30 protein-coding genes and 1 other RNA gene are annotated in these 26,804 nt (G+C 49.0%); 7 read left to right on the forward strand and 24 right to left on the reverse strand.

From position 1 onward, the window contains the following. Window positions 1-2: 2 nt before the first annotated feature. The 9 genes from mraY to rsmI all read right to left on the reverse strand — a co-directional run bounded on the left by mraY (window position 3) and on the right by rsmI (window position 8,986). Window positions 3-1,085, reverse strand: a complete 1,083-nt coding sequence (gene mraY, locus BCT27_RS15205; RefSeq protein ID WP_102318530.1) for a phospho-N-acetylmuramoyl-pentapeptide-transferase — start codon at window positions 1,083-1,085, stop codon at window positions 3-5. Then, window positions 1,079-2,449 (reverse strand): UDP-N-acetylmuramoyl-tripeptide--D-alanyl-D-alanine ligase, encoded by a 1,371-nt coding sequence (locus tag BCT27_RS15210; RefSeq protein ID WP_102396159.1) that lies wholly within the window; start codon window positions 2,447-2,449, stop codon window positions 1,079-1,081. The genes mraY and BCT27_RS15210 overlap by 7 nt, the downstream gene beginning before the upstream one ends. Continuing rightward, on the reverse strand, window positions 2,446-3,933 hold the full coding sequence (gene murE, locus BCT27_RS15215) for a UDP-N-acetylmuramoyl-L-alanyl-D-glutamate--2,6-diaminopimelate ligase (RefSeq protein WP_102318532.1): 1,488 nt from the start codon (window positions 3,931-3,933) through the stop codon (window positions 2,446-2,448). The genes BCT27_RS15210 and murE overlap by 4 nt, the downstream gene beginning before the upstream one ends. After that, a complete protein-coding gene (locus tag BCT27_RS15220) occupies window positions 3,933-5,684 on the reverse strand; it encodes a peptidoglycan glycosyltransferase FtsI (RefSeq protein WP_017008176.1) in 1,752 nt (583 codons plus the stop codon). Before BCT27_RS15220 ends, murE begins: the two co-directional genes overlap by 1 nt. Further along, a complete protein-coding gene (gene ftsL, locus BCT27_RS15225; RefSeq protein WP_102318533.1) occupies window positions 5,685-5,996 on the reverse strand; it encodes a cell division protein FtsL in 312 nt (103 codons plus the stop codon). Beyond that, window positions 5,996-6,949: a 16S rRNA (cytosine(1402)-N(4))-methyltransferase RsmH gene (gene rsmH, locus BCT27_RS15230; protein ID WP_074927019.1), complete on the reverse strand. Its 954-nt coding sequence runs from the start codon at window positions 6,947-6,949 to the stop codon at window positions 5,996-5,998. The genes ftsL and rsmH overlap by 1 nt, the downstream gene beginning before the upstream one ends. A gap of 12 nt (window positions 6,950-6,961) precedes the next feature. After that, window positions 6,962-7,420, reverse strand: a complete 459-nt coding sequence (mraZ, locus tag BCT27_RS15235) for a division/cell wall cluster transcriptional repressor MraZ (RefSeq protein ID WP_102318534.1) — start codon at window positions 7,418-7,420, stop codon at window positions 6,962-6,964. Between the two features lie 264 nt (window positions 7,421-7,684). Further along, an RNA gene (gene rnpB / locus BCT27_RS15240) (RNase P RNA component class A) lies at window positions 7,685-8,070 on the reverse strand. Between the two features lie 55 nt (window positions 8,071-8,125). Continuing rightward, window positions 8,126-8,986 carry a 16S rRNA (cytidine(1402)-2'-O)-methyltransferase gene (gene rsmI, locus BCT27_RS15245; RefSeq protein WP_102318535.1) on the reverse strand — a complete coding sequence of 287 codons (861 nt, stop codon included), beginning with the start codon at window positions 8,984-8,986 and terminating at the stop codon, window positions 8,126-8,128. A gap of 55 nt (window positions 8,987-9,041) precedes the next feature. Between rsmI and BCT27_RS15250 the strand changes: the two genes are divergently transcribed. From BCT27_RS15250 to BCT27_RS15265, 4 genes are read left to right on the forward strand one after another with little or no spacing between them, the layout of a single operon-like run. Further along, window positions 9,042-10,883, forward strand: coding sequence for a penicillin-binding protein activator (locus BCT27_RS15250; RefSeq protein WP_102396160.1), 1,842 nt, complete (start codon window positions 9,042-9,044; stop codon window positions 10,881-10,883). Further along, a complete protein-coding gene (locus BCT27_RS15255) occupies window positions 10,867-11,235 on the forward strand; it encodes a YraN family protein (protein ID WP_017008170.1) in 369 nt (122 codons plus the stop codon). The genes BCT27_RS15250 and BCT27_RS15255 overlap by 17 nt, the downstream gene beginning before the upstream one ends. A 3-nt stretch (window positions 11,236-11,238) precedes the next feature. Continuing rightward, entirely contained in the window at window positions 11,239-11,832 is a 594-nt protein-coding gene (locus BCT27_RS15260; RefSeq protein WP_017008169.1) for a phosphoheptose isomerase, read from the forward strand. Window positions 11,833-11,846: 14 nt separating this feature from the next. Continuing rightward, window positions 11,847-12,410 (forward strand): BON domain-containing protein, encoded by a 564-nt coding sequence (locus BCT27_RS15265; protein WP_017008168.1) that lies wholly within the window; start codon window positions 11,847-11,849, stop codon window positions 12,408-12,410. Window positions 12,411-12,476: 66 nt separating this feature from the next. Here BCT27_RS15265 and sspB read toward each other — a convergent pair whose 3' ends face one another. The 8 genes from sspB to zapE form a co-directional block, all read right to left on the reverse strand. Beyond that, on the reverse strand, window positions 12,477-12,956 hold the full coding sequence (sspB, locus tag BCT27_RS15270) for a ClpXP protease specificity-enhancing factor (RefSeq protein WP_017014343.1): 480 nt from the start codon (window positions 12,954-12,956) through the stop codon (window positions 12,477-12,479). Further along, entirely contained in the window at window positions 12,956-13,594 is a 639-nt protein-coding gene (gene sspA / locus BCT27_RS15275; protein WP_017008166.1) for a stringent starvation protein SspA, read from the reverse strand. Before sspA ends, sspB begins: the two co-directional genes overlap by 1 nt. An 86-nt stretch (window positions 13,595-13,680) precedes the next feature. Beyond that, window positions 13,681-14,418 (reverse strand): cytochrome c1, encoded by a 738-nt coding sequence (locus tag BCT27_RS15280; protein WP_017008165.1) that lies wholly within the window; start codon window positions 14,416-14,418, stop codon window positions 13,681-13,683. Next, complete coding sequence (locus BCT27_RS15285) at window positions 14,418-15,680, reverse strand: cytochrome b (protein WP_102318539.1); 1,263 nt, start codon at window positions 15,678-15,680, stop codon at window positions 14,418-14,420. Before BCT27_RS15285 ends, BCT27_RS15280 begins: the two co-directional genes overlap by 1 nt. Next, window positions 15,680-16,270, reverse strand: coding sequence for a ubiquinol-cytochrome c reductase iron-sulfur subunit (gene petA / locus BCT27_RS15290; protein ID WP_017008163.1), 591 nt, complete (start codon window positions 16,268-16,270; stop codon window positions 15,680-15,682). Before petA ends, BCT27_RS15285 begins: the two co-directional genes overlap by 1 nt. A gap of 413 nt (window positions 16,271-16,683) precedes the next feature. Further along, the gene (gene rpsI / locus BCT27_RS15295; protein WP_017008162.1) at window positions 16,684-17,073 is read right to left on the reverse strand and encodes a 30S ribosomal protein S9; all 390 of its coding nucleotides are present in this window, start codon (window positions 17,071-17,073) and stop codon (window positions 16,684-16,686) included. 12 nt (window positions 17,074-17,085) lie between these two features. Beyond that, the gene (gene rplM / locus BCT27_RS15300; RefSeq protein ID WP_017008161.1) at window positions 17,086-17,514 is read right to left on the reverse strand and encodes a 50S ribosomal protein L13; all 429 of its coding nucleotides are present in this window, start codon (window positions 17,512-17,514) and stop codon (window positions 17,086-17,088) included. 234 nt (window positions 17,515-17,748) lie between these two features. Then, on the reverse strand, window positions 17,749-18,852 hold the full coding sequence (gene zapE / locus BCT27_RS15305) for a cell division protein ZapE (protein WP_017008160.1): 1,104 nt from the start codon (window positions 18,850-18,852) through the stop codon (window positions 17,749-17,751). Window positions 18,853-19,047: 195 nt separating this feature from the next. On the opposite strand from zapE, the gene zapG reads away from it, so the two are divergent. The 3 genes from zapG (at window position 19,048) to degS (ending at window position 22,104) form a co-directional block, all read left to right on the forward strand. Beyond that, window positions 19,048-19,467 (forward strand): Z-ring associated protein ZapG, encoded by a 420-nt coding sequence (zapG, locus tag BCT27_RS15310; RefSeq protein ID WP_102318540.1) that lies wholly within the window; start codon window positions 19,048-19,050, stop codon window positions 19,465-19,467. An 85-nt stretch (window positions 19,468-19,552) separates the two neighbouring features. Then, window positions 19,553-20,920, forward strand: coding sequence for a Do family serine endopeptidase (locus tag BCT27_RS15315; RefSeq protein ID WP_102318541.1), 1,368 nt, complete (start codon window positions 19,553-19,555; stop codon window positions 20,918-20,920). 119 nt (window positions 20,921-21,039) lie between these two features. Beyond that, entirely contained in the window at window positions 21,040-22,104 is a 1,065-nt protein-coding gene (gene degS, locus BCT27_RS15320; RefSeq protein ID WP_074927027.1) for an outer membrane-stress sensor serine endopeptidase DegS, read from the forward strand. 136 nt (window positions 22,105-22,240) lie between these two features. Here degS and murA read toward each other — a convergent pair whose 3' ends face one another. From murA to mlaF, 7 genes are read right to left on the reverse strand one after another with little or no spacing between them, the layout of a single operon-like run. Beyond that, window positions 22,241-23,497 (reverse strand): UDP-N-acetylglucosamine 1-carboxyvinyltransferase, encoded by a 1,257-nt coding sequence (gene murA, locus BCT27_RS15325; protein WP_102318542.1) that lies wholly within the window; start codon window positions 23,495-23,497, stop codon window positions 22,241-22,243. Window positions 23,498-23,513: 16 nt separating this feature from the next. Then, window positions 23,514-23,777: a BolA family iron metabolism protein IbaG gene (ibaG, locus tag BCT27_RS15330; RefSeq protein ID WP_017008155.1), complete on the reverse strand. Its 264-nt coding sequence runs from the start codon at window positions 23,775-23,777 to the stop codon at window positions 23,514-23,516. Continuing rightward, window positions 23,774-24,097: an STAS domain-containing protein gene (locus BCT27_RS15335; RefSeq protein WP_102318543.1), complete on the reverse strand. Its 324-nt coding sequence runs from the start codon at window positions 24,095-24,097 to the stop codon at window positions 23,774-23,776. The genes ibaG and BCT27_RS15335 overlap by 4 nt, the downstream gene beginning before the upstream one ends. Beyond that, entirely contained in the window at window positions 24,094-24,738 is a 645-nt protein-coding gene (gene mlaC / locus BCT27_RS15340) for a phospholipid-binding protein MlaC (protein WP_074927029.1), read from the reverse strand. Before mlaC ends, BCT27_RS15335 begins: the two co-directional genes overlap by 4 nt. A gap of 6 nt (window positions 24,739-24,744) precedes the next feature. Then, on the reverse strand, window positions 24,745-25,221 hold the full coding sequence (gene mlaD, locus BCT27_RS15345) for an outer membrane lipid asymmetry maintenance protein MlaD (RefSeq protein ID WP_017008152.1): 477 nt from the start codon (window positions 25,219-25,221) through the stop codon (window positions 24,745-24,747). 4 nt (window positions 25,222-25,225) lie between these two features. After that, the gene (gene mlaE, locus BCT27_RS15350; RefSeq protein WP_102259412.1) at window positions 25,226-25,996 is read right to left on the reverse strand and encodes a lipid asymmetry maintenance ABC transporter permease subunit MlaE; all 771 of its coding nucleotides are present in this window, start codon (window positions 25,994-25,996) and stop codon (window positions 25,226-25,228) included. Window positions 25,997-26,004: 8 nt separating this feature from the next. After that, the gene (gene mlaF / locus BCT27_RS15355; protein ID WP_102318545.1) at window positions 26,005-26,802 is read right to left on the reverse strand and encodes a phospholipid ABC transporter ATP-binding protein MlaF; all 798 of its coding nucleotides are present in this window, start codon (window positions 26,800-26,802) and stop codon (window positions 26,005-26,007) included. Window positions 26,803-26,804 lie beyond the last annotated feature (2 nt).

A 26,804-nucleotide genomic window follows, 5' to 3' on the forward strand; every position in this document is an offset into this window, starting at 1 on the left:
GATTAACGTACCTTCAAGGTAGCCAGTCCAATAAGAACCAGCATCAATGTAATGATCCAGAAACGCACGATCACGCGCGGCTCTGGCCAGCCTTTCAATTCATAGTGGTGATGGATAGGTGCCATGCGGAAAATACGCTGGCCGCGCAGTTTGAATGAGCCGACTTGCAAGATAACTGACAGCGTTTCCATCACGAACACGCCGCCCATGATAACGAGCAAGAACTCTTGGCGAACCAACACCGCGATAGTGCCTAACGCACCACCCAATGCTAATGAACCCACATCGCCCATAAAGACTTGTGCAGGGTAAGTGTTGAACCATAAGAAACCGAGGCCCGCACCCACAATCGCGGCACACACAATCACCAGTTCACTGGCATCTTTGATATATGGAATATGCAGGTATTCAGCGAAATTAACGTTACCCGTCGCCCACGCAATAAAGGCAAAGCCGCTCGCCACCATGACCGTTGGCATGATCGCCAAGCCATCGAGACCATCGGTCAAGTTAACCGCATTGCTGGTGCCCACAATCACGAAATAGGTAAAGACGATATAGAACAGGCCAAGCTGGGGCATAACATCTTTAAAGAAAGGCACGACAAGCTGCGTGGCTGCGGTGTCTTGGCCGTGCACATACAGTGCAAAAGCAACCACGAGCGCAATGGCGGACTGCCAGAAAAACTTCCACCGCGCGGCCAGACCATCGGTGTTTTTGCGCACCACTTTACGGTAATCATCCATAAAGCCGATAACGCCATACCCCAAGGTCACGACAAGTACCGCCCACACGTAAGGGTTACTCAGATCCGCCCACATCAGCACAGTCACCGCAATGGCTGTCAAAATCATGATACCGCCCATGGTTGGCGTACCACGTTTGCTGAAGTGTGATTCAGGCCCTTCGTTACGCACCACCTGACCAATTTGCAACATCTGCAAACGCGCAATCATGCGCGGCCCCATCCACAACGAAATCACCAATGCAGTAAGCACACTGACAATCGCGCGGAACGTTAAGTAATCGAATAGACGGAAAAACGGCACATAGTTTTCAAGAAGGTCCGATAGCCAAACTAGCATGTTGCGGCCTCCTCAATTGCTGCCACTACTTGAGACATTTTCATTCCATTGGCGCCTTTTACCAGCACAGAAACTTCGTGTTTTGTATTCATGAGTTCTACTACGTGCGCAATCAGCGCGTCTTTGTTTTCAAAATGCTGACCACCACAGCGTTCGCTGATCACAGCACTGGCTGGTCCGAATGTAATCACGGTTTGGATACCTGATTGGCTAAGGTGTTCAGCAACCTCTAGATGCACCGCATCAGAGTGCTCACCCATCTCGCCCATGTCAGCCAACACAATGACTTTGTCGCCATCAAAACTGTCGAGCATATCAACAGCGGCTTTCATCGCCGCCAAGCTCGCGTTGTAACTGTCATCGATAAGACGGAGACCTTCACGAGGAAAGCTGATCGCGCCACGACCTTTTACGGGGGCTACAGACGCCAACCCTTTTGTTACTTCAACCATGGTCACACCATCAATATTCAGTGCAGCCATGGCAGCTAATACGGCATTGGCGACGTTATGTTCGCCCGGCAAGCTAAGTACTATTGGGAAGCTTCCAACAGGCGTCACTAAATCAAACTGAAAACACCCACCATCTGCTGGTCGAATATTCTCAGCGCGATAATCGGCCACCTTGTCTGACACTGTCATGGTCAGTAACTGCTTACTTTCCAGTACCGCATCCCAATGTGGTCCGCCATTGCTGTCGAGATTCACAATCGCTAACGCGTCATCGGCAAGGCCTTCAAAAATCTCACCTTTAGCTCTCGCTACGCCATCAAGTGAGCCGAAGCCTTCCAAGTGTGCCGCAGCAAGGTTGGTCACCAGCGCGATATCCGGCTTGACCAATTGAGTGGTATACGCGATTTCACCAATGTGATTCGCCCCCAGCTCAATCACTGCAAAGTCATCTGACGGTTGCAGGCGTAACAAGGTGAGAGGGACGCCAATATCGTTGTTGAAGTTGCCTGAGGTATAGAGCGTTTGGCCCTTTTGCGACAAAATCGCGGCCAACATCTCTTTCACCGTGGTTTTACCGCAACTGCCTGTCAACGCGATGGTTTTCACATCACATTGTGTTTTCACCCAAGCACCGAGTTGTCCCAATGCCTGTGTTGTGTCAGCAACGATAAGCTGCGGTAAATCGCATTCCACCGCTTTTGATACCAATAACGCAGATGCACCGTTTGCTTTCGCGGTACCCACAAAATCATGCGCATCAAAGCGCTCTCCGACAAGCGCGACAAACAGCGCACCTTGACCGAGCGTTCGGGTATCCGTTGATACTGCACCAATCACCACATCATCGGCGTTGGTGCCAATAAGTTCTGCCTTCAATACGTCTTTCAATGACGTGAGCGAAACGGGGATCATTGCTCTCCCTCCAACAACATTCGCACTGTGTCTCTGTCTGAATAATCAATCGTGCCCGATGCCAATACTTGGTAATCCTCGTGCCCTTTACCTGCTACCAAAATCACGTCATTCGGCGCAGCATGCTCAAAGGCATAACGGCAGGCGTCTGCACGGTCGTGCAACACAATCGCGTTATCAGGCGCAGTCATGCCCGCAAGCATGTCTGACACTATGATTTCAGGAGATTCAGAGCGAGGATTGTCGTCAGTGAGAATGGCTTTGTCTGCTAACGTCTCAGCGATACTCGCCATCATCGGGCGTTTACCTGTATCGCGGTCGCCGCCACATCCGAAGATGCACCACAGTGCGCCTTCGCAATGACGACGCAAAGCAGTAAGCGCTTTCTCTAACGCATCAGGCGTGTGAGCATAATCAACAACAAGCATAGGTTTGTCAGCACGATGAAAAACTTCCATTCGCCCGATAACCGCTTGAAGTTGTGGAGCAACACCTAAGAGTGCGGATTTGTCATAGCCAAGCCCTAACAAGGTTGTGAGGCTCAACAATAAGTTCGTGACGTTGAATTCACCCACCAGCGGCGCGGTAAATTCACCGTCCCCCCAATCGGATGAGAACGCAATGGTGACGCCACTGGTCGCATAGCTCACGGCGGTCAGCCATAACTTACGGCCTTGATGCAATGCCACACCCTCTTCAGACATGGATACCGCAATAGCCTCAGGCATTGAGCCCAACCATTGTGCACCAACGTCATCATCCGCGTTGATCACCGAAACCGGAGAACCGTAGTGGGTAAACAAACGCAATTTCGCTTCTGCGTACGCTTCCATGGTGCCATGGTAATCAAGGTGGTCACGGCTCAGGTTGGTAAAAATGGCCGCATCAAAATCGACGGCTTTCACGCGATCTTGAATCAAACCGTGTGAAGACACTTCCATTGCCACATGCGTTGCGCCCGCCACGTTAAAAGCAGCGAGTTGCTGTTGAATATCAACGGCGCTGCCCGTGGTATTGAGTGCTGGCTCTAACGCATCAAGAAAACCATTCCCCGTGGTTCCCATTACTGCCGCTCGACCTTGCATAAGGTCAATCCACTGCGCAATAAGCTGACTGACGGTGGTTTTACCGTTGGTTCCGGTCACACCGATGGTGGTCATGTGTTTGCTTGGTGTTTGATAGAAGCGGGCTGCAATGTCTGAAAGTGTGGATTTAAGGTGGGGGAAGGCAACCACAGGCACGTTGTCGTGCAGGGTCAGGCCAAACTGGCCTGAAGTGTCACCGTCATCCGAAATAACAGCAACTGCGCCGGCGCGGATTGCGTCGGCAATAAAACGTCGTGCATCAAGGCTATGACCTTGAACCGCGATAAAAACATCACCTTGCTGGATCTGACGATTGTCCAGCGCAAGGCCAGTGATGTGTAACTCCGGTGCGCCATCAAACCAGGGCGCTAACAATTCTTTGAAACTCGTGTTCGGCATCAGTTCTGCCTGTCCGTATGTGCAAGTTGTAACGAGGGTTGTTTCGCGTCTGGCGCGATATTTAAAATTTGTAATGCGCTCTTCATGACCTCAGAGAACACGGGCGCTGCCACTTGGCCGCCATAGTATTTGTCACCCTGCGGTTCATTGATCACCACCACCAGCGCAATCCGAGGATCGCTGATTGGCGCTATGCCTGCGGTGTATCCGATATATTCATCACCGTAGCCACCGGCAACGGCCACTTTCGCGGTACCTGTTTTCGCACCGACACGGTAACCATCAACCGCTGCACGACGGGCACTGCCGCCTTCTTGCGTCACCGCTTCCAGCATGTCGATGACTTTACGTGTATTTTCACGCGACGCGACTTGCTTGCCGGGCACCACGGCTTCTGTTTTCAAAATCGATAACGGGCGATTCACCCCAAGGCCACCCAGCACAGCATAAGCACGGGCCAATTGCGCTGGCGTGATTGATAATCCGTAGCCGAAAGATAAAGTCGCGCGTTCGAAGTCCGACCAGCGACGGCGAGAAGGATACAGGCCTAAGGATTCCCCGACCAGATTGACACCTGTCGCATCACCGATACCCACGCTACTGTAGAGGCCCAACAAGGCTTCAACAGGCATAGAGAGTGATAATTTACTCACGCCGATGTTGCTGGATTTTTGAAGAATTTTGCGAAGGTTTGCTTTACCCGCTTTCGATACGTCACGCACTTTCGCGCCACCAATCGACATCACGCCATTGCCGGTATCAATCACCGTGCTTTCGTCAGCAACACCGTTTTCCAATGCCGCCAATACAACCAAAGGCTTGATCGTTGAACCCGGCTCGAACACATCGGTAATGGCGCGGTTACGCATTTTGAAGCTTTTAAGATCGGCACGATTGTTCGGGTTATAGGAAGGTGCGTTCACCATGGCCAACACTTCGCCCGTGCGCACATCGACCATCACCAACGAACCCGAGGTTGCGCGGTAATCCGCCACCGCTTGTTTGATGGCGCGATAAGAAATGGCCTGCAAACGTTGATCAATACTCAGTTGCAGCGGCTTACCTTCCTCTCTTTCTTCGAGAGAAATGTTTTCTACCACGCGACCGTATCTGTCTTTTCGCACCGTACGTCGGCCAGGCTCACCACTTAGCCAGCCATCATAACCACGCTCAATGCCTTCAAGTCCGCGACCATCGATCCCTGTCACGCCCACAAGGTGAGCACTGACTTCACCCGCTGGATAAAAACGGCGAGATTCGTCTTTCATACCGATGCCCGCGAGTTTCAGTCCTTTGATGTAAGACGACATCGCAGGCCCAACTTGGCGTTGAAGGTAGATAAAACGTTTGGTTTTGTTTTTCTCGATGCGTTCAAGCATCTCTTGTCGGTCGATACCAAGTACATCCGCCAACGCATACCAGCGCGGCTTGTCTTGTAATTTATCGTTCTTGAAGATAGTGGCAGGGTCTGCGTACACCGCTTGAACAGGCACACTGACCGCTAAGGATTCGTCGTTTCTGTCGGTGATCATGCCACGCGCAGAAGGCATGGCTTTTACGCGCACAGAACGCAAATCGCCTTCGTAACGAAGGCGGTCTGGTTCAATGACTTGAATGTAGGCAGCGCGAGCAATGAGCGCCATCATGGCTAAGGAAATACAGAAACAAACCGTCACAAAACGCCACTTAATAAAAGTTGGCGCTTGCTTCTTGGCTCGCTGATTACCGGCTTTCTTTTTTCCCTTAAACACTTATTGGCTCACTATGATTTCGCGCTTGCTGTCAGGACGAATCATGTCCTGATCCTGCCGCGCCATACCTTCGACGCGACTGTGTTCTGATAGAGCATGTTCTTCAAGGAGCTGATTTCGCCATTCAACATCAAGGCGTTCTCTCTCCATGAGTAATTGATCATTAGCAGCGATGACTGAACGCGTTTGTTGCGTGGTGTACACCACGCCCAACGCTGACAGCAACACCAGGACGAACAAGACCAACGGGATCCTACCGACAGTGATAAGGTCATGCGCGATTTGCTTTGTTAGTCCCGGGGTAGACGACATTAGTCACCAAGCTTTTCGGCGACACGGAGCACGGAGCTGCGTGAACGCGTGTTATCAGATACTTCGGTATCAGAGGGCTTCAAGGCTTTACCTACTGGCTTCATTGCAGCACGACCCAAAGCGCGGATCTGTACTTCAGTCAGTGGCACACCGTGTGGCACATCTGGTCCTTTACTTTGTTTGCGAATGAAACGCTTCACCAAGCGATCTTCCAACGAGTGGAAACTGATCACTGACAAACGTCCTTCCGGTGCAAGCACATTCAGTGCGCCTTGCAGTGCCGTTTCGATCTCATCCAACTCACTGTTGATGTAAATACGAATGGCTTGGAAGCTACGCGTTGCTGGGTGTTTCTTTCTGTCACGAGACGGTGCTGCGTTTGCAATCAAGTTTGCCAACTGCAACGTGCGCGTAATAGGCTCTTTTTCTTCGTCTTCACGATGGGCAACAATGGCGCGCGCAATGCGTTTCGCAAAACGTTCCTCACCAAAGACTTTCAAAACCCAAGAAATGTCATCCGCATCGGCTTCTTGAAGCCATTGCGCGGCAGAAACACCGGATGTTGGGTCCATACGCATATCTAGCGGGCCGTCACGCATGAAACTGAAACCACGTTCAGGATCATCAAGCTGCGGAGAAGAGACACCCAGATCTAAAAGCACGCCGTCGATCTGACCGCTTAGCTCAAGCTCTTCAATGTATTGTTGAATACCCGAAAAAGGCCCATGAATGATGTTAAATCGTGGATCGTCGATCGTTGCAGCTTCTGCAATGGCTTGAGGATCACGATCGATACCGTAAAGACGGCCGTTTTCGCCTAGGCGAGACAAAATTTGGCGACTATGACCACCACGGCCAAACGTACCATCGACATAAATGCCATCGGGTTTAATAGCCAAACCATCAATGGATTCATGGAGAAGGACGGAAATGTGTGAAAACTGCTCTGACATAATTTTGATTACCTAAAGCGAAAGTGCGTTGAGTCTATCACTCAACGCCTCTGCAGAATCGGCTTGAAGTTGAATATCGTTATCGATTTGCTGCTGCCATTTCTCGTTATTCCACAACTCAAATTTATTGAGCTGTCCCACGAGCATTGCTTTGCTGTCTAATCCTGCGTAATCACGCAACGTTGGCGCGATCAAAATGCGCCCCTGACCATCCATCTCACATTCGAAGGCATGGCCAAGCAACAAACGTTGTAGACGTCGCTCTGCAGGGTTTAAGCTCGATAAGCGCGCAAGCTTTGCTTCAATGCGCTCCCACTCAGGCAAAGGGTATAGCAACAAACAGGGAAGCTGATGGTCTATGGTGCAAACAAACACGCCATCGCACAGCGCATCGAGCTCTTCTCGATAACGTTTTGGCAATGCCACTCGACCTTTCGCGTCAAGTGAAATGGCGGATACGCCCCTTAACATGCAGTTTGAATCCCTTTCACACCAGAATATCCCACTTTATTCCACAATTTCCCACTTGAAGTGTACGTATCAGGCAAAAAGAAAGTCAAGCAGGCGAACAGCGCAATACTGCGAAAAACGCAGCGATCACGTCGCGAATTCAATAGCTTGAGCGCCAGAAAAGACTGCTCACTTTTTAACCGCACGTTATTCCAGAAGGTGTTTCATGAATAGAGAGGGTCAATAAAACGAAAGAAGGCGAGCTAATGCTCGCCTTCTGGGTATGATTTGAGTTGGCCTATAAGCCGGGTTCTGTACCGTAAACGGTGGTAACCATTCGTCTAGGCCTGCAATCGCTCACAGGCTCCAGCAACCTACCCGTCCTCAACGCGGGCCGCGCCAATGAGGACCTATTTGGTCTTGCTCCGGGTGGAGTTTACCGTGCCACGAACTGTTGCCAGCCGCGCGGTGCGCTCTTACCGCACCCTTTCACCCTTACCTGTGAATACTATAAATAGTAAACCATCGGCGGTTTGCTCTCTGTTGCACTGGTCGTAGGCTCGCGCCTCCCAGGCGTTACCTGGCACCCTGCCCTTTGGAGCCCGGACTTTCCTCCCCTCTGTCAGTCTCCCAAGGGACATCAACAAAGCAGCGGTTACCCGGCCAACTCAGGCGGCGGATTATATAGAACTCACCACCAGTAATCTAGCGTTTCGTCGCGACTTATTACTCTAGATTGTCCAATCCCCATTTATAAAGGGCATTTTTCTTCACGTTATACAGTTCTGCGGCAATCGCAGCGGCTTTTTTCAATGGTAACTCTTTGGCAATCAATGCAACGGCATTCGTCGCTTCGATAGGCAAATCGTCTTTCTCTGCACGGTGACCCGCTATCAGTAATACCATTTCACCACGAATACGGTTGCTGTCTTCACTCAACCATTCCATCAACTCACCCAAAGGTGCACCATGAATCGTTTCGAAGGTTTTCGTTAGCTCGCGCGCTAACACGACCATACGGTCGGCACCCAGCACCGCTAACATGTCATCCAAAGTATCAGTAATACGGTGCGGCGATTCATAGAAAATCATGGTGCGTGGGTCTTGCGCCACTTCAGTAAAGCGATCACGACGCCCTTTACTTTTTGGCGGCAAAAAGCCTTCAAAGCTAAAACGGTCAGAAGGTAACCCTGACGCGCTCAATGCAGTGATCACAGCACAAGGTCCTGGTAAGGGCACAACTTTTACACCTGCCTGACGACAACGGGTGACTAAGTGGTAACCTGGATCAGAGATCAACGGCGTGCCCGCATCAGAAACCAGCGCAATAGTTTGTCCAGAGACTAACTTTTCGATCAAGATGTCTGCTTTTTGCTGCTCGTTATGGTCATGCAGCGCAAAAGTTCGGGTCGTGATACCAAAATGCGACAGTAGTCTTCCTGTATGACGGGTATCCTCGGCAGCGATGATGTCAACTTGCTGCAAAATTGATAATGCACGCTGGGTGATATCTCCCAGGTTTCCGATCGGTGTCGGCACGATATATAAAGTTGAGACGTCAACCATGGTTGAAGTTTCATCAGTCATTTGTTTCACAACCCTTCGGCGATTAATATAGAGGGCAACAAGTTACGGACAGAAGATGTTCATGCGTAAAATAACCCATAAGTGCAAAAGTGTATCACGAGTTATCTCTCCAATCGCCCTAGCATTGGTGCTTTCGGCGTGTGTGACCACTCCCCCCGCTCCTCCGGAGCCTCAGTATGACATCACGGCTCCTGCGCTTGAGTCGTCAACGTTCTACTTATTGAAAGCCGAAACCACTGCTGGTGAAGAGAAAGCAGACTGGTATTTATTGGCATTGAAAGCATTAATTGCAGAAAAACAGTTCGCGCAAGCGGATGTTTTGATTGGTCGTTTGGCGAAACTTCCTCTCACACCGTTGCAATTGTCTGAATGGCAGCTAGGCCGTGCCGTGTTGCTTCAACAAAAAGAGCAGCCACAAGCGGCAGTCGACAGTTTGAACTTTTTACCTAACTGGCAATTACCTGCGCTTCAATATCAGCGTTATTACCAATTAAAGGGCGAATTGTACGAACAAGTCGGTAATTTTTCGGGTGCGGTACTCTCGTACACCGAAGCATCACCTTACCTAACGGACAGCTTCGACAAGCAGCAAAATTGGGATCATGTATGGGATTTGCTCGTTCAAATGCCATCAAGCCAATTGAATGCACTCTCGGCCAGTGGCAACCAAATCTTGAATGGTTGGGTAGAGCTCGTCACCTTGTTGCGTCAACACGCTGGCCATCCAGCCCTTCAACAAGAAGCGTTGAATAATTGGTTAGCTGCAAACCCAAGCCATCCAGCAAACACCTATTTGCCCGCAAACCTTGAAACGCTGCAAGCGATGGAAATCATTCGTCCTGACCGCATTGGTGTTCTGTTGCCATTGAGCGCGAAATTTGCAGCCCAAGGCGAAGCCATTCGAAATGGATTCGTGCAAGGTTTGTTAGATGATGAATCTGGCGTGTCTCAGCCTTCTGTGATGTTTTATGACACCAATGGCCAGTCTATGACTGACATCGTTGCTCAGATGCAAGCAGATGGCATTCAGTTCGTTATTGGCCCATTGCAAAAAGACAAAGTGGACGCGTTTTTGAGCGCCAGCCAAAACACGCTACCGACACTCGCGCTAAACATCCCCAAAGACGAATCGTCAATAGGTGGCACGTGTTTCTTCACGCTCTCTCCCGAGCAAGAAGCCCAACAAGCAGCGCTGCACATTGCACAAAACAATCACAAATTCCCTCTCGTGATTGCACCAAACAATGGTTTCGGTAAACGTGTTAGCGATGCCTTCTCAAAAGAATGGGAAGAAGCAACGGGCGAAAAAGCAGAAACCGAATTCTTCAAAAACCGCGCCGCGATGCAAAAAACGGTTCAACGTGTCTTTGGTTTAACTGAAAGCCAAGGCCGTATTCAGCAAATGAACCAAATCCTAGGTTTGGACATGGAAGCTGAGCAACGCAGTCGCCGTGATATTGATGCGGTTTACCTTGTTGCGAATGCCGGTGAGCTAACTCTGTTGAAGCCGTTCATTGAAGTTGCCATCAACCCTGACGTGCAACCACCTAAACTTTACGCGAGCTCTCGCAGTAACAACCGCATCAACGGTGTCGGTGAAGTCGGTGAACTACGTGGCATCGAATTCAGTGATGTGCCTCTGCTGGTCGAAAACAATCACCCTGCCGCTGCACGTTTCCATCAGCTTTGGCCTGGCCTCGACAACGGCATGACCCGCCTTTACGCGTTGGGCATGGATGCGTACTCCCTGATTGAAGCGCTGCCTCAAATGCAGGCACTACCAGAATACCGCTTCGAAGGTCAGTCTGGTGAGCTATCGTTAGGAGAGCAGTGCACAGTGAATCGCACCGTGTCTTGGGCAATGTTTGGGGACCAAGGTATTGTTTCTGTTAAATAAGAAACAAACTGGCGATCACTATGAAAATGAAGCGTGCCGCTACCTACAGCGGCACGGTCTAACCCACTTAGGCAGCAATGCGCGCTTCAAACAAGGCGAGCTTGACCTCATCATGCGCGACGGTGCTTGTATCGTTTTCGTTGAAGTGAAGTTTCGAAAAAAATCGTCATTTGGCGGTGCTGCCGCCGCCATTTCTTCCCAAAAGCAACAACGCTTATTGCGTGCAGCCTACCTTTGGCTCGCGAATAAGGGGTTATCTGCGACCAGCACAGAATTTAGATTTGATGCCGTGACTTTTGACGGCGGTGTAAACGCTGTAAACTGGGTGAGAAACATTTTAATCGAAGGGTAATCAATGCTAGAGAGCATTAAAGAAAGCTTCACCGAAAGCATTCAAACACAAATCGCAGCAGCAGAGGCGCTGCCAGAGCAAATATCCAAAGCAGCGATGGTGCTGGTTCAGTGCTTACTGAACGGCAATAAAATCCTATGCTGTGGTAACGGCGGCTCTGCAGCCAATGCTCAACATTTTGCCTCGTGCTTATTGAACCGCTTCGAAACGGAACGCCCTAGCCTTCCAGCACTCGCACTGACCGCTGATACGGTAACACTGACCGCGGTTGCCAATGATTATCACCATGACGAAGTGTTCTCAAAGCAAGTACGCGCCTTCGGACAAGGCGGTGACGTATTACTTGCTATTTCAACCAGTGGTAACAGCAAAGACATTATCAAAGCCATGGAAGCCGCAGTAACCCGCGACATGGCAATTGTGGCTTTTACCGGTAAAGATGGCGGTGAAATGGCAGGACTTCTCGGCGAACAAGACGTTGAAATCCGCATCCCATCCCAACGCACAGCTCGCATCCAAGAAGTGCACCTCGTGACACTTCACACACTGTGTGACCTTATCGATCAAAACCTTTTCCCTACACACGGTGAATATTGATTAGGAGAGTTGTAATGCTCAAGAAGGCGCTTTTATTGACAGGTATTTTGGCGCTCAATGCCTGTTCACTCGTGTATGAACAAGATACACGCAGTGCTAAAACGGAATGGACAGATACACAGCTTTCAATGGAAGTAGCAGGCATTGCCAACAAAGCGCCTTACCAAGGAAACTCACGCATCAATGCGGCAAGCTACGACGGTAAGATACTGCTCGTAGGGCAGGTATCAAGCGATGAGCTCAAGCAATCCCTTGTGAGTAAAATACGCGAGCTTAAAGGTGTGGAAACGGTTTACGATCAAATCCGCATTAAAGCGCCACTGTCGCTGGCTGATGTGAGTAAAGACACATGGCTAACCACAAAAGTGAAATCAGCACTGATTGGCAGTAAGAAGCTACGAGACGTGAGCGTCAAAGTCATCACGGAAGACGGGGAAGTGTTTTTGCTGGGGTACGTCACCCGCGAGCAAGGCAACGAAGCCACAGAGATTACACGCAACCTAAGCGGTGTAAAACAGGTCATCAAAGGCTTTCAGTATTACGAGCCTAGCGAGACACCTGCCGCCACAGAGGAATAACCTTAACTCAACGCGCGTGATTGCCAATGTAAGAGCATAAAAAAAGCAGCCAATTGGCTGCTTTTTTTATTTAACGATTGTCAGCGTCGGTCTTGGCCTTGGCGGTTCTTCGTCTGGGGTCTTATCTTGGCTTTCGCTACGTGTTGATGTGTAGCTTTCAGGCTCAGAAGATTCACGAGACTCAGTCATCGCATCCACATTCTCCAGTTCTGCTTGATAAGCAGGCTCTGGGTCAAACATGGTGCCAGCACCGTTTTCACGGGCATAAATTGCGAGTACAGCGTACATAGGTACGTTGACTTGCATTGGTCGGCCACCAAAACGTGCATTAAAGGTCACGTCATTGTTGCCGAGCTCAATGTTGCCCACTGCACGTGGCGCAATATTCAATACAATTTGACCGTCCTGAACATACTCCATAGGGACATTCACAAACGGCAAGGTTGCATCCACCACCAAGTGTGGCGTCAAATCGTTATCAAGAAGCCAGTCGTAAAACGCCCGCAATAAATACGGACGTCTAGGCTTTAGGTTTTCTTCGCTCATTACTGACCAGCTAAACGCATCTCGCGCTCTGCTTCGGTCAATGAAGCTAAAAACGAATCTCGTTCGAAAACACGTGCCATGTACGTTTTCACTTCTTTTGCACCAGGACCGCTTAGCTCAATACCCATAACAGGTAAACGCCATAGTAGAGGTGCAAGGTAGCAATCTACCAAGCTAAATTCTTCACTCATGAAGAATGGGTATTCCGCGAATACAGGAGCCAGTGCCAGCAGTTCTTCACGAAGTTGACGACGTGCTTTATCTGCTTCTTCTGCGTTCCCTTTTTCGATTTTCTCAACCAAGGTGTACCAGTTACGTTCAATGCGGTACATCATTAGACGGCTGTTACCACGGGCAACCGGGTAAACAGGCATCAATGGTGGATGCGGAAAACGCTCATCCAAGTATTCCATGATGATATTCGCGTTATACAACGCCAATTCACGGTCAACCAGAGTAGGAACCGAATTGTATGGATTCAGGTCTAGTAAATCCTCTGGTAGGTTATTAGGATCAACAAGCTCAATCTCGTAGGTAACACCTTTCTCAGCAAGAACGATGCGCACCTGATGGCTATACATGTCTGATGCGTCAGAATACAACGTCATCACCGAGCGTTTATTGGCAGCAACAGCCATTAACCCCTCCAGAATATTTCATCATTAGAAAAAACAATGGGAGCTCATGCCCCCATTGTGGATCAGCAACTCACTAGATTAACCGATCAGTGTACGTCACGCCAATATTCTTTCTTCAGGAAAATGGTCAATACTAGGAAAATCAACAAGAAGCCAATTACCCAATATCCCATTTGCTGACGTTCAAGCTTGTTTGGCTCACCTGAGTACTCTAGGAAGTTAACCAAATCACGAACGGCTTCATCAAACTCATCAGGGCTCAGTTCACCATTACCCATTGATTCAATGCCAACAAACTCGTCTACCATCTCACCATCAACCATCACTGACTTGTATTGCTTAACAGGCGTCCCCTGAAGCTCTTCAAGTACGTGCGGCATACCAACGCTTGGGAAAACAACGTTGTTCACCCCAAATGGGCGAGAAGGGTCTGCATAGAACGAACGCAGATAGGTGTAAACCCAATCTGTGCCACGCACGCGAGCAACTAGCGTAAGGTCTGGTGCTGGCGCACCAAAGAACGTCGCTGCATCATCCGTCGCGATGGCATTCTTAACGAGGTCACCTATTTTGGCGTTTTCATCAAACACCAGGTTTTCCATCATCAAGTTGTTCGGAATATCTAAGTCATTCGCAATACGCTCGTAACGTTGGTATTGCGTTGCGTGACAGCCGAAACAATAGTTCATGAACAACTTTGCACCGTTTTGCAAAGAGGCTTTGTCCGACAAATCATTGTTAGCTGCGTCCAGTGGCACTTTCGCACCTGCGGCTAGCGCAAGAGAAGGCAACAACGCGAACAAGATTACAATCCACTTCTTCATTAGTAGTTCACCCTCTCCGGTAATGGTTTTGTTGCTTCGTTCTTGCTGTAAACAAACAGCAGCACAAAGAACATGAAGTAACCAAAGCTAAAGATCTGAGCCAACAGCGTATACAGGCTAGTGGCAGGCAATGTACCCAACACACCCAGAGCAATGAAGGAGATAACGAACTGAACAATGTTAGCAAGGTGCAATTTGCTGCGATAACGGTAAGAACGCACTTTACAGCGGTCCAACCAAGGCAGAACAAACAATACCGCGATGGACAAGCCCATGAGCACAACGCCGGTCAGCTTATCTGGAACCGCACGCAAAATGGCGTAGAACGGTGTGAAATACCAAACTGGCGCAATGTGGTCAGGCGTTTTAATCGGGTTAGCTGCTTCAAAGTTAGGTGGCTCAAGGAAGTAGCCGCCCATCTCTGGATTAAAGAAAATCACATACGCAAACAAGATACCAAAGCCAGCGACACCGATGAGATCTTTCACGGTTCCATAAGGGTGGAACGGCACAGAGTCGATGATGTCGTATTTCTTGGTGTAGTCCTTATGGAATGGGAACTGCGTTTCGTACCCTTCACCTTTCGTGCCTTTTGGCAATTTAGTGTCTATCCCATCAGGGTTATTCGAGCCGACTTCATGCAACGCAAGAATGTGCAAGACAACCAACAGCAAAATAACAATCGGCAATGCAACAACGTGTAACGCAAAGAAGCGATTCAGTGTCGCGCCCGAGAGGACGAAATCACCACGAATCCAAAGTGTTAAGTCGTCACCGATGACAGGAATTGCACCGAATAGCGAGATAATCACCTGCGCGCCCCAGTAAGACATTTGTCCCCAAGGTAGCAAGTAACCCATAAAAGCTTCTGCCATTAGCGCGAGGAAGATCAGCATACCAAACAGCCACAGCAATTCGCGTGGTTTTTGGTAAGAGCCGTAAATCAAGCCACGGAACATGTGCAGATAAATCACGACAAAGAACGCAGATGCGCCCGTTGAGTGCATGTAACGAAGTAGCCAACCGTATTCAACATCACGCATGATGTATTCAATTGAGGCAAACGCACCTTCCGCAGAAGGGTTATAGCTCATGGTTAGCCAGATACCCGTCAGCAACTGATTCACTAGAACCAGCATGGCTAACGAGCCAAACAAGTACCAGAAGTTGAAGTTCTTCGGCATTGGGTATTCGGACAAATGCTTTTTGTATGCATTTATCGCAGGAAGGCGTTTTTCAAACCAGTTGAGTAGATTTTCCATTACGCATTCCCCTCATCAGCACCCACCAAAATACGGTTATCATCAAGATATACGTATGGCGGTACAACTAGGTTTAGTGGTGCTGGAACACTCTGGAATACACGTCCGGCCATATCAAACTTAGAACCATGACATGGGCAGAAGAAACCAGATGTAACGCCTTGAACCTGTTCTCCGAAACTGTCAGGGAGATACGTTGGTGAACAACCAAGGTGCGTACAAAGACCAACAGCGATAAAGATCTCTGGTTTTATCGAACGATACGCACCAGTGATATATTCAGGCTGCTGAGGCTCTTGTGATTCAGGGTCACGAAGCTTGTCACCAATACCATTTAACTCTTCCAGAGTCTGCTCGCCTCGACGAACAACCCACACAGGTTTCCCTTGCCAAATAACCCTGATTAACTGGCCTTCTTCTACTTTACTAATATCGACTTCGACCGGGGCTCCTGCCGCCTTTGCTTTGGCGCTAGGGTTCCAAGACTTTAAAAAAGGCACAGCGACTGCTGCTGCACCTACACCACCGACCACAGCGGTCGATAAAGTCAAGAAACGGCGTCGGCCCGAATTCACTGGCGCATTGCTCATCCAACATACTCCCATGTGCTCCCGCATGGATTTTTATAACTGTCCTTATGCGTCCCTGGAGCTTACGGCTAACTCAAAATAAGAATTTCTACGGCGTACAACTGAGTAAATCGACTCAATATAACCCACTAATACGTCGCCTAAATGATAAGGAAAACCCCACTTTTTGACAAGATAAAGCTACCTTTTTGTAACAAATGTGAGGGGCACACCGTTTTTTAACCTAAGCCCTAAAAACCAATTTTTTCAAGGTGGATGTCAATATTGAGATGTCGCGAGAAATGTTGAGAAAGCGGGATTTTAGCGAAGACGTTAAGAAAGGTGAGGAAATTACGGAAACAACAGATATAAAAAAGCCTGGCATGAGCCAGGCTTTTTGGTCCAATGTTCTCCGGATGAAATCCGGAAGCGAATTAACGCTTAGAGAACTGTGGACGACGACGTGCTTTACGTAGACCAACTTTCTTACGTTCAACTTTACGAGCATCACGTGTAACAAAGCCAGCAGCGCGTAGCGCAGGACGTAGAGATTCATCGTATTGCATCAGTGCACGAGTGATACCGTGACGGATCGCGCCAGCTTGACCAGAAATACCACCACCAGAAACAGTGATGTATAGGTCTAGCTTGTCGGTCATTTCAACCAACTCAAGAGCCTGAAGAACAACCATGCGAGCTGTTGGACGACCGAAGTAGGTCTCCAGTGAACGCTGGTTGATTACGATGTTACCGCTACCCGGTTTAATAAATACGCGAGCTGCGGAGCTTTTGCGGCGACCAGTGCCGTAGTATTGTTCTGCCATTGTTAAATCCCCTTAGATGTCCAGTGCTTGCGGCTGTTGTGCCGCGTGCTTGTGCTCAGTACCCGCGTAAACTTTAAGCTTACGGAACATTGCACGACCTAGAGGACCACGTGGCAACATACCTTTAACGGCAAGTTCAATGATCATTTCTGGTTTCTTCGCGATCAGCTTGTCGAAGCTGATTGACTTGATGCCACCAATGTAGCCAGTGTGGCTGTGGTACATCTTGTCAGTGAATTTCGCACCAGTTACGGTTACTTTGTCCGCGTTGATAACTACGATGTAGTCACCAGTGTCAACGTGCGGAGTGTACTCCGGCTTATGCTTACCACGTAGACGAGATGCGATCTCAGTTGCGATACGACCCAGAGTTTTACCTTCTGCGTCTACAATATACCAGTCGCGTTTTACAGTTTCTGGTTTAGCAACGAAAGTTTTCATGCTAATAAATTACCCGATTATTTAAAAATTTCACTTAAGGAGCGAATGCTCCCACTGTTAAGAGCCCATTCAGCGCCCCTTCGAGCGGTGTACCCTCGGCCTAAGCCTTTCAACAGTAACGGTGGGTTGCGGGATTATAGAGAAGGGTGTAGAAAAAATCACCTTTTTTTCTAAAAAAGTCCTGACTTTTTCATCGGGTCGCTAATAACAATGTTATAGCAGTGCCAAGCCTTGCTACGGAAGGTGTTCCAACGCCAAATAATCATGGCTTTGCATCTCTTTTAGGCGAGAACAACACCTTTTAAACTCAAAATTCAGCCTGCCATCAACATATAATGTTGTGAGTGCCACTTCTGCGGAAATAATGAGTTTCACATGTCGCTCGTAGAACTCATCAACCATGGCAATAAAGCGTCTTGCTGCATCATCTCTTGATGCCCCCATCTGAGGGACATCAGACAGCAAAACCGTATGGTATAGGCGTGCAACCTCTATATAGTCAGATTGGCTGCGTGGGCTATCACACAAGGTGGCGAAGTCAAAATGCACCACACCTTCCGCTTCTCTTACTGTCAGTAATGGTCGGTTGTTTATCTCAATGGTGTGATGCGAGTGCATCGGCTCTGTGGCTAGCTGACAAAAGTAGCTTTCGAGGTTGGTATTGGCTTTTTCATCTAGAGGGAAATGGTAAATTTCCGCTTGTTCCAATGTGCGTAAACGGTAGTCCGTTCCAGCATCTACATTTACCACATCGCAATGTGCATTTATTAACGCAATAGCAGGAAGGAAGCGCGCGCGCTGCAGCCCGTTTCGATACAGCTCATCAGGCACGATGTTGGACGTCGCGACCAAACAAATGCCGCGTTCAAACAAGGCTTCCATTAAGGTGCCGAGGATCATGGCATCGGTAATGTCGGAGACAAAGAACTCATCAAAGCAAAGAATGTGCGTTTCATCAGCCAGTTTATCGGCGATTTTCTGCAAAGGGTCGACCTGACCATCGAGCATGCTAAGTTCATGGTGAACCCGGTGCATAAAGCGATGGAAGTGCATTCGCATCTTTTTGTCGAAAGGTAGGCTGTCAAAAAAAGTATCAACCAGATACGTCTTTCCTCGCCCAACACCACCCCAGAAGTACAACCCTTTCTCCGGTGTTGTGTTTGTCGATTTCTGGCCAAACAAGCTTTTTAGAAACGACGGTTTCTCTTGCGGCGTATTCACGCGCTTCACAAGACGGTGGTACAAATCATCAAGCAGCATTACCGCATTTCGTTGAGAAGCATCCTCAAAAAAATCGGGGCGTTGGAGGTCTTTATTGTATAAATCTAGCGGTGTCATTCCTTGAACCTAACTGTGACTGAAGACATCTTTGTTCTCAAAATCAATAGTACCACGCTCAACTTTTGCCATGTATAGTGAACCGACGCATTTAAGGGATTCGTAACTACTTGAGCTCTCAAAATCAGAGTAGCAGCGTGGTCCTATTAATCATCTTGCATCTAAAAACTTACTAAAGAATATCAAGGAGCATTCATGGCTGAAATCAACATCATTGCTTTTGGAGCCCTCGGCATTGTCATTGGCTTCTTAATCGGCCGTTTCATGAATCGTGACAATACGCAGCAAAAGGACTTGAAAAAAGAACTTGAAAAGTCACGTTACGAGGTAGAACAGTACCGCCAAGAGTTGGTAGATCACTTTGCACAAAGCGCAGAGTTGCTCGACAACATTTCACGTGACTACAGCAAGTTGTATCAACACATGGCAGCAACATCTGCAGAGCTGATGCCAAACTTGCCTGAACAAGACAATCCATTTGCCAAACGCATCAGCAAACTGTCTGACGTTACGCCAGAGGCTGATAGTGATACGTCACAAGAGCAACCGCGTGACTACTCTGGCCAAGCAACGGGTTTGTTTAAAGATGCTGAAAAAACCAGCAAAGCGAGTTAAGTCGGTCACACTTCTTAACTAAGGTAGCATTGAACTTTTTTAAATAATCCCCACTCTTACATCGTACCGATACAGGGGAGTGTTTATGAAAAAGACGTCTTTGCTTACTTTGAGTGCAATTGCACTCGCCATTAGTACAAGTATTACTGCCTTGCCTGCAACTGCCGCATTACCGATGGCCGTTGCAGGTGAGAACCTTCCAAGTCTGGCACCTATGCTAGAAACTGTCAGCCCCGCGGTTGTCAGCATTTCTGTGGAAGGTAGCCACACCTCTAAGCAACGTGTTCCTGAGTCTTTCCGCTTCTTCTTTGGCCCTGATTTTCCGTCAGAACAAGTCCGTGAACGTCCTTTTCGTGGGTTAGGATCTGGCGTCATTGTTGATGCAGGAAAAGGCTTTATCGTCACCAACCATCATGTCATCGATGGCGCGAATAAAATCCGTGTACAGCTTCATGATGGTCGAGAGTATGACGCAGAACTGATCGGTAGCGACAGCATGTCAGACGTCGCCTTGCTCAAGCTCGAAAAAGCAGAAAATCTAACAGAGATTAAATTTGCAGATTCCGATGCCCTTCGCGTTGGGGATTTTGCCATTGCCATTGGTAACCCATTTGGCCTCGGGCAGACCGTCACATCCGGTATCATTTCGGCGCTAGGCCGAAGCGGTCTGAATCTCGAAAATTTCGAGAACTTCATTCAGACCGATGCCGCCATTAACAGCGGTAACTCTGGTGGTGCTTTGGTGAACCTCAACGGTGAACTCGTCGGGATAAACACTGCCATTTTGGGGCCTAACGGCGGTAACGTGGGTATCGGCTTTGCCATTCCCGTCAACATGACGAAAAACCTCGTCGAACAAATCCTAGAATTCGGTGAAGTTCGCCGCGGTGTGTTGGGCGTTCAAGGCGGAGAGCTCACGTCTGAGCTTGCGGAAGCCTTCGGCTATGAAACCAACCACGGCGCATTTGTTAGCCAAGTTGTTCCTGATTCTGCAGCGGCTAAAGCAGGCATTGAAGCAGGCGATATCATCATCTCCGTCAATGGCAAAGAGATCAGAACATTTGGCGAACTGCGCGCGAAAGTCGCTACGCTTGGCGCGGGTAAGAAGGTCAAACTGGGTTTGATTCGCGATGGTAAAGATAAAACCGTCACTGCTACGTTGAAAGAAGCAGGCATGGTGAAGGCAAAAGCCGAAACCTTGCATGAAGCACTAACTGGCGCGGAGCTCGAGAACTACAGCGAAGGCAAAGTGAAGGGCATACGCGTTGCTCGAGTCGAAAAAGACTCGATTGCTGCTCGCTATGGCTTAAAACACGGTGACATCATCGTAGGTTTAAACCGCAACGATGTGAAAAATCTTGGCGATTTCCGCAAGCAACTTGAAAGCAAGCCGAACGTGCTTGCCTTGAACATTGTACGCGGCGAGTCAACGATGTATTTGGTCATTCGCTAAAACTCTTTATGGAAATTCAGGAGCCTGAGTTCATCAGGCTCCTTTTCCCTCTCTACTCATGTCCACATTTCAGTGTTATGCTCATCGACTTAATATCAACGAGATGATTGAGGAGTAGCATGCTAGCTTTTATGACGCGTTCCGTCGTTTATGGCGGCCTTATCGCCGCACTTTTACTGCTGGCTATTCCGTCCCTTCGCACGGGTCAATTGGTCTCGGACGCGACCCTTTCGCAATTTGAACCCGATGCCTCCTTGGTGTCTTACAACTATGCCGTTAGACGCGCCTCCCCTGCCGTCGTCAACATTTATACCCGTCGTTACAGCAGTGAAAATCGTCTGCAGCTCAATGCTGAAGGGCTAGGCTCTGGCGTGATCATGAGCGACAAAGGGTACATAGTGACGAACTATCACGTTGTCGCTCGCGCGGATCAAATCATCGTCGCGTTGCAAGATGGACGGATCAGCACGGCGCAGTTAGTGGGTAAAGATCAACGTACTGATCTTGCCGTGCTCAAAGTGGATCTTGAAAGCCTTCCAGTGATCCCCTTCAACGACAGCTACGATCCTGCTGTCGGTGATGTTGTACTCGCCATTGGTAACCCCTACAACCTTGGGCAAACGACGACCTTTGGTATTATCTCCGCCACTGGTCGTCCTGGCATGAGCTTCAATCGTCAGCAAGATTTTTTGCAAACCGATGCAGCCATTAACCGTGGTAACTCTGGCGGTGCATTGGTGAATAGTCGCGGCGAACTTGTCGGTATCAATACCGCCTCTTTCCAACAAGCAACTGACATCGAAACCTACGGTATTTCTTTCGCTATCCCCTACTCGCTCACCGTTAAAATCATGCAAAAACTGATTGCTGATGGACGCGTTATCCGTGGCTACATTGGCGTTGATGGCAGAGAAGTGAACCCTGTGATGGCACGTTTACTTGATGCGGAACAGCTAAGCGGCGTGATGGTGGCGGCTGTTGAGCCAAATGGCCCAGCCGATCGTTCAGGGCTGCGCACTAATGACTTGATCATAGAGATCAACAATCAACCCATTCATGGTTTTAGAAACGCACTCGATATTGTGGCTGATATTCGCCCAGGCACGGTTGTACCGTTTAAAGTGATTCGAGAAGGTAACACCATGGAGTTGATGGTGACGATTGGAGAAGAGCCCGTTCGATAGCCGCATGTTTCATGGTGACTGTCTGCACGCAGGCGTTGGCGTAAAGCCACACTCACCAAACTAAACAGACAAAAAAAGGTCGCCTCGGCGACCTTTTTATTTTTGTGGCACATAACCTTTCGGTTAGCAGAAACCGTTAGTCACTGAAGCGTTCAATATGAACACCCAGCTTTTGCAGTTTGTCTTCGATGTGCTCGTAACCGCGATCAATGTGGTAGATACGGTCAACAATGGTTTCGCCCGTTGCAATTGCACCTGCAATCACCAAGCTCGCCGATGCACGAAGATCGGTCGCCATCACTTGCGCGCCGCTCAGGCCATCGCAATCACCACAAACCACTGTGTTACCTTCAATTTCAGCATGTGCGCCCATACGTTGAAGTTCAGGCACGTGCATGAAACGGTTTTCAAAAATGGTTTCGGTAATAATACCAGTGCCTTTTGCCATCAAGTTCAACAAGGTGAATTGCGCTTGCATGTCAGTAGGGAAACCTGGGTGCGGCGCTGTACGGATGTTCACCGCTTTAAGCTCGCGATCCGTCATATCAAGCGAAATCCAATCTTCGCCTGTTTCGACAGCTGCGCCCGCTTCTTCAAGCTTCGCCAATACCGCTTCGAGCAGTTTTGGTGATGTCTTATGACACGTCACTTTACCGCCTGAAACTGCAGCACCTACCAAGAAGGTACCTGTTTCAATGCGGTCAGCCACTACGTCGTGGTAGCCGCCACCAAGACGCTCAACACCTTCGATGGTGATGGTGTCCGTGCCCGCTCCGGTGACTTTCGCACCAAGAACGTTCAAGAACTTCGCACAATCAACGATTTCAGGTTCACGTGCTGCATTTTCAATGACCGTCGTGCCTTCAGCCAAGGTGGCTGCACACATGATGGTGACCGTTGCACCCACGCTGACTTTATCCATGACGATGTGCGCGCCTTTCAAGCGGCCATCAACGTGTGCTTTTACATAACCTTCATCAAGGGTAATGGTGGCGCCAAGTTGCTCCAAACCATGAATATGAAGATCAACGGGACGCGCGCCAATGGCACAGCCACCAGGCAGTGATACTTGGCCTTTACCGAAACGCGCGACCAAAGGACCTAACGCCCAGATAGACGCTCGCATGGTTTTGACAAGATCGTACGGTGCACAGAACTCGTCGATGTTGCTTGCGTCAACATGCACTGAGCCATTACGCGATACTTTTGCGCCCAAGCGGGAAAGCAGTTCCATTGTCGTGTCAATGTCACGCAATTTAGGAACGTTTCCAACTTCCACTGGCTCTTCAGCCAACAGTGCAGCAAACAGAATAGGGAGTGCTGCATTTTTAGCACCAGAGATTGTGACGTCACCACGCAGTGGGCCACCACCGTGGACACGGAATTTTTGCATGCTGTTCCTCTTGGACTTATAGCGGTTGCATCAGTTTTTTATCACGCGCCCATTCTGCGGGCGTCAGCGCCTTAATACTTAGCGCGTGAATAGCATTAGTTCTGATGTGCTCCATCAGCGGTCCATAGATAGTCTGTTGTTTTTTGACACGAGACATGCCATCAAACATGTCGCCAACAGCGATCACTTCAAAGTGGCTGCCGTCGCCTTTTACAAGGAGTTCTTCAAATTCAAACGTCGATTCAAGAATTGCTTTAATTTCTGATGGTTCCACGATCATTCCTCATCAACCAGTGTGTTATCACCGGTAAATAGACTATCTACATTACTCAGTTGCAGCAGCACAGTAAGCTGAGCAGGCACATGACAAAGCGTCAGTGTTTGCCCATTGTCTTTAAACTGCTGATGCAAATGGAGCAACATCGCCATCCCTGCCGAATCCACGCGCTTCACCTCTGAAAGATTGAGAGTGACAGCACTTTCCTTTGGAAACCAATCGGCAAGGCGGCTCCAAAATGGTGGAACTGTGTCACGATCAAGCTCTCCTGACAAGCAGTAATGGCCATTTGTGTCTTTACGCCACGCTAATGGCTCACTCACGATGCACCTTCACTTTTGCTGATCGGTTTTTTAGCACGCGTCTCTAGCTCAGCAGCGACTGCCTCAACGCCATTTTTGCGTAATTGACCACTCCACTCGCTCGCTTTTGTATTCAGCATACTTACGCCTTCAACCTGAACGTCAAACCCCTGCCACTCATCGGTTTTGCGATTTTTGCGCAGTTTAAAGTCTAGGCGAATTGGCGGGCGGGCGTTGTCCGTAATATCAACCCGAACAGACACAACTTTGCGTTTAGGATCAATCGTCTTCACCGGCTCAACAGTCACAAGCTGATCGGTATATTCCGTTAAGATTTGCGCATACGACGCCACCAGATATTCATAAAACGCGTCAGTAAACAGGTCGCGCTCTTCTTTCGATGCTTTTCTGGCTTGAGAACCGAGCACCTTCAATGCCGCATAGCGAACATTGATGTACGGCATGAGTTCTTCTTTCACAACAGCACGCAGTAGCTCAGGGTTTTCCTGATACGCGTCTTTATCTTTCTTCAATCGGCTGAATGCATTCTCTGCTACACCATTGATCAAAAGGTAAGGATTACTTGCATCTACCGCTGCCATACTTACCGACGACACCATCATCGTGATGGCAGCCATCGCTAGCGTTATCCATTTTTTCATCGCTATTTACTCCTTGTCGCCGCCAACGCTGTAAAGGAACTGACCAATCAAATCCTCTAGCACGAGCGCGGAACGTGTATCTTCCAGCAAATCACCGTCTTGTAGAACATCGATGTCTTCATCCAAAAAGCCTGGTCGAATGCCAATGAATTGCTCACCAAGTAACCCTGAGGTCAAAATGGCGGCAGAACTGCTTTCAGGAAAGAAACCGTACTTACGTTCAATTTCCAATGTTACCGATGGCACATAATCGGGTGCAGTTAATGAGATATCACTAACACGACCCACAACAACGCCGCCCACTTTCACCGGTGAGCGAACTTTCAATCCACCGATATCATCAAAGTGCGCTTCCAGCGTGTAATAGTCTGAGCGAGAGAAGCTCTTCACATCTGCAACTTGAAAGATAAGCATCAGCACGGCTGCAATTCCTGCCAAGACAAAAGTGCCTACCCAAAATTCTGTTTTACGATTCTGTTGCATTTAATTAGCTCCCAAACATCAGCGCGGTAAGAATAAAATCCAAACCCAACACTGCTAAAGACGAATGCACGACGGTACGTGTGGTGGCACGGCTGATCCCTTCTGATGTGGGGATTGCATCGTAACCATTAAAAAGTGCTATCCAAGTGACGGTGATAGCAAACACCACACACTTGATGAATGACTGGCCAATGTCATAACCCAACTCAACGGAGGACTGCATGACGGACCAATAGCTGCCGTAATCGATGCCTTTCCAATCGACACCCACAAGCTGTCCGCCCCAGATCCCGATCATCATGAAAATCATCGCAAGGAGCGGCATTGAAATCACACCCGCCCAAAAGCGTGGCGCGATAACGCGACGAAGTGGATCGACAGCCATCATTTCTAAGCTTGAAAGTTGTTCGGTGGTTTTCATCAAACCGATTTCGGCGGTGAGCGCTGAGCCGGCTCGACCCGCGAACAGCAGCGCAGTCACAACAGGCCCCAGTTCACGAAGCAACGACAACGCGACCATTTGACCTAGCGAGCTTTCTGCGCCGAAATCTGCCAACACAAGGTAACCTTGTAGGCTCAATACCATGCCAATAAAAAGGCCGGATACCATAATGATGGCGAGTGAGCGAACACCCACGGAATACAGTTGAGTAATCAGCAGCGGGAACATTTTCTTGGGCTGCGGTTTACCCACTAAGGCGCCAAGCAACACAAAAGTTGCGCGACCCATTGTTCGCGACACCGCCATGGTGCGAGCACCCAGCGCTTGAACCATATTCACGATCACGAGAACAGCTCCTGTGTAATATCACTGGCAGGATAACGGAAAGGCACGGGCCCATCGGCATCGCCTTTGAGAAATTGACTCACGCGAGGATCGGGATTGTCACGCAAAGATTGTGGTGAACCTGATGCAATGATTTTACCGTTTGCCAAAAGGTAAACATGATCAGCAATGCTCATCACTTCTGGTACATCATGCGAAACGACAATAGAGGTTAACCCCAATGCTTGGTTGAGGTTACGGATCAATGAGACCAACACGCCCATGGTGATAGGGTCTTGCCCAACGAACGGCTCATCAAACATGATGAGTTCCGGATCAAGCGCGATGGCACGGGCAAGCGCAGCTCGGCGTGCCATACCACCAGACAAGCTGCTCGGCATCAATTGCGATGCACCACGTAGCCCAACGGCTTCCAACTTCAGCAATACAATAGTTTTGATAAGGGATTCAGGCAGTTCAGTGTGTTCACGAAGTGGGTACGCCACGTTGTCGAACACTGTCATATCCGTGAACAACGCACCTGACTGAAAAAGCATACTCATGCGTTTACGCGCTTCGAAAAGCTTACTGCGTGACAAGGTAGGAATATCATGACCGGCGAATTCAATGCGCCCGCTGTCTGGCTGAAGTTGACCCCCGATCAATCTCAATAGCGTCGTTTTACCGATACCTGATGGCCCCATGATCGCTGTGACCTTACCCACTGGTACCGTTAAACTTACATTGTCGAAAATAACCCTCTCATCCCGAGAAAAGGTTAGGTTGCTGATCTCAACCAGATTTTTAGGGCTCATAG

The sequence above is a fragment of the Enterovibrio norvegicus genome, from assembly GCF_002876705.1.
In the GTDB taxonomy this organism is placed as follows: Bacteria; Pseudomonadota; Gammaproteobacteria; order Enterobacterales; family Vibrionaceae; genus Enterovibrio; species Enterovibrio norvegicus_B.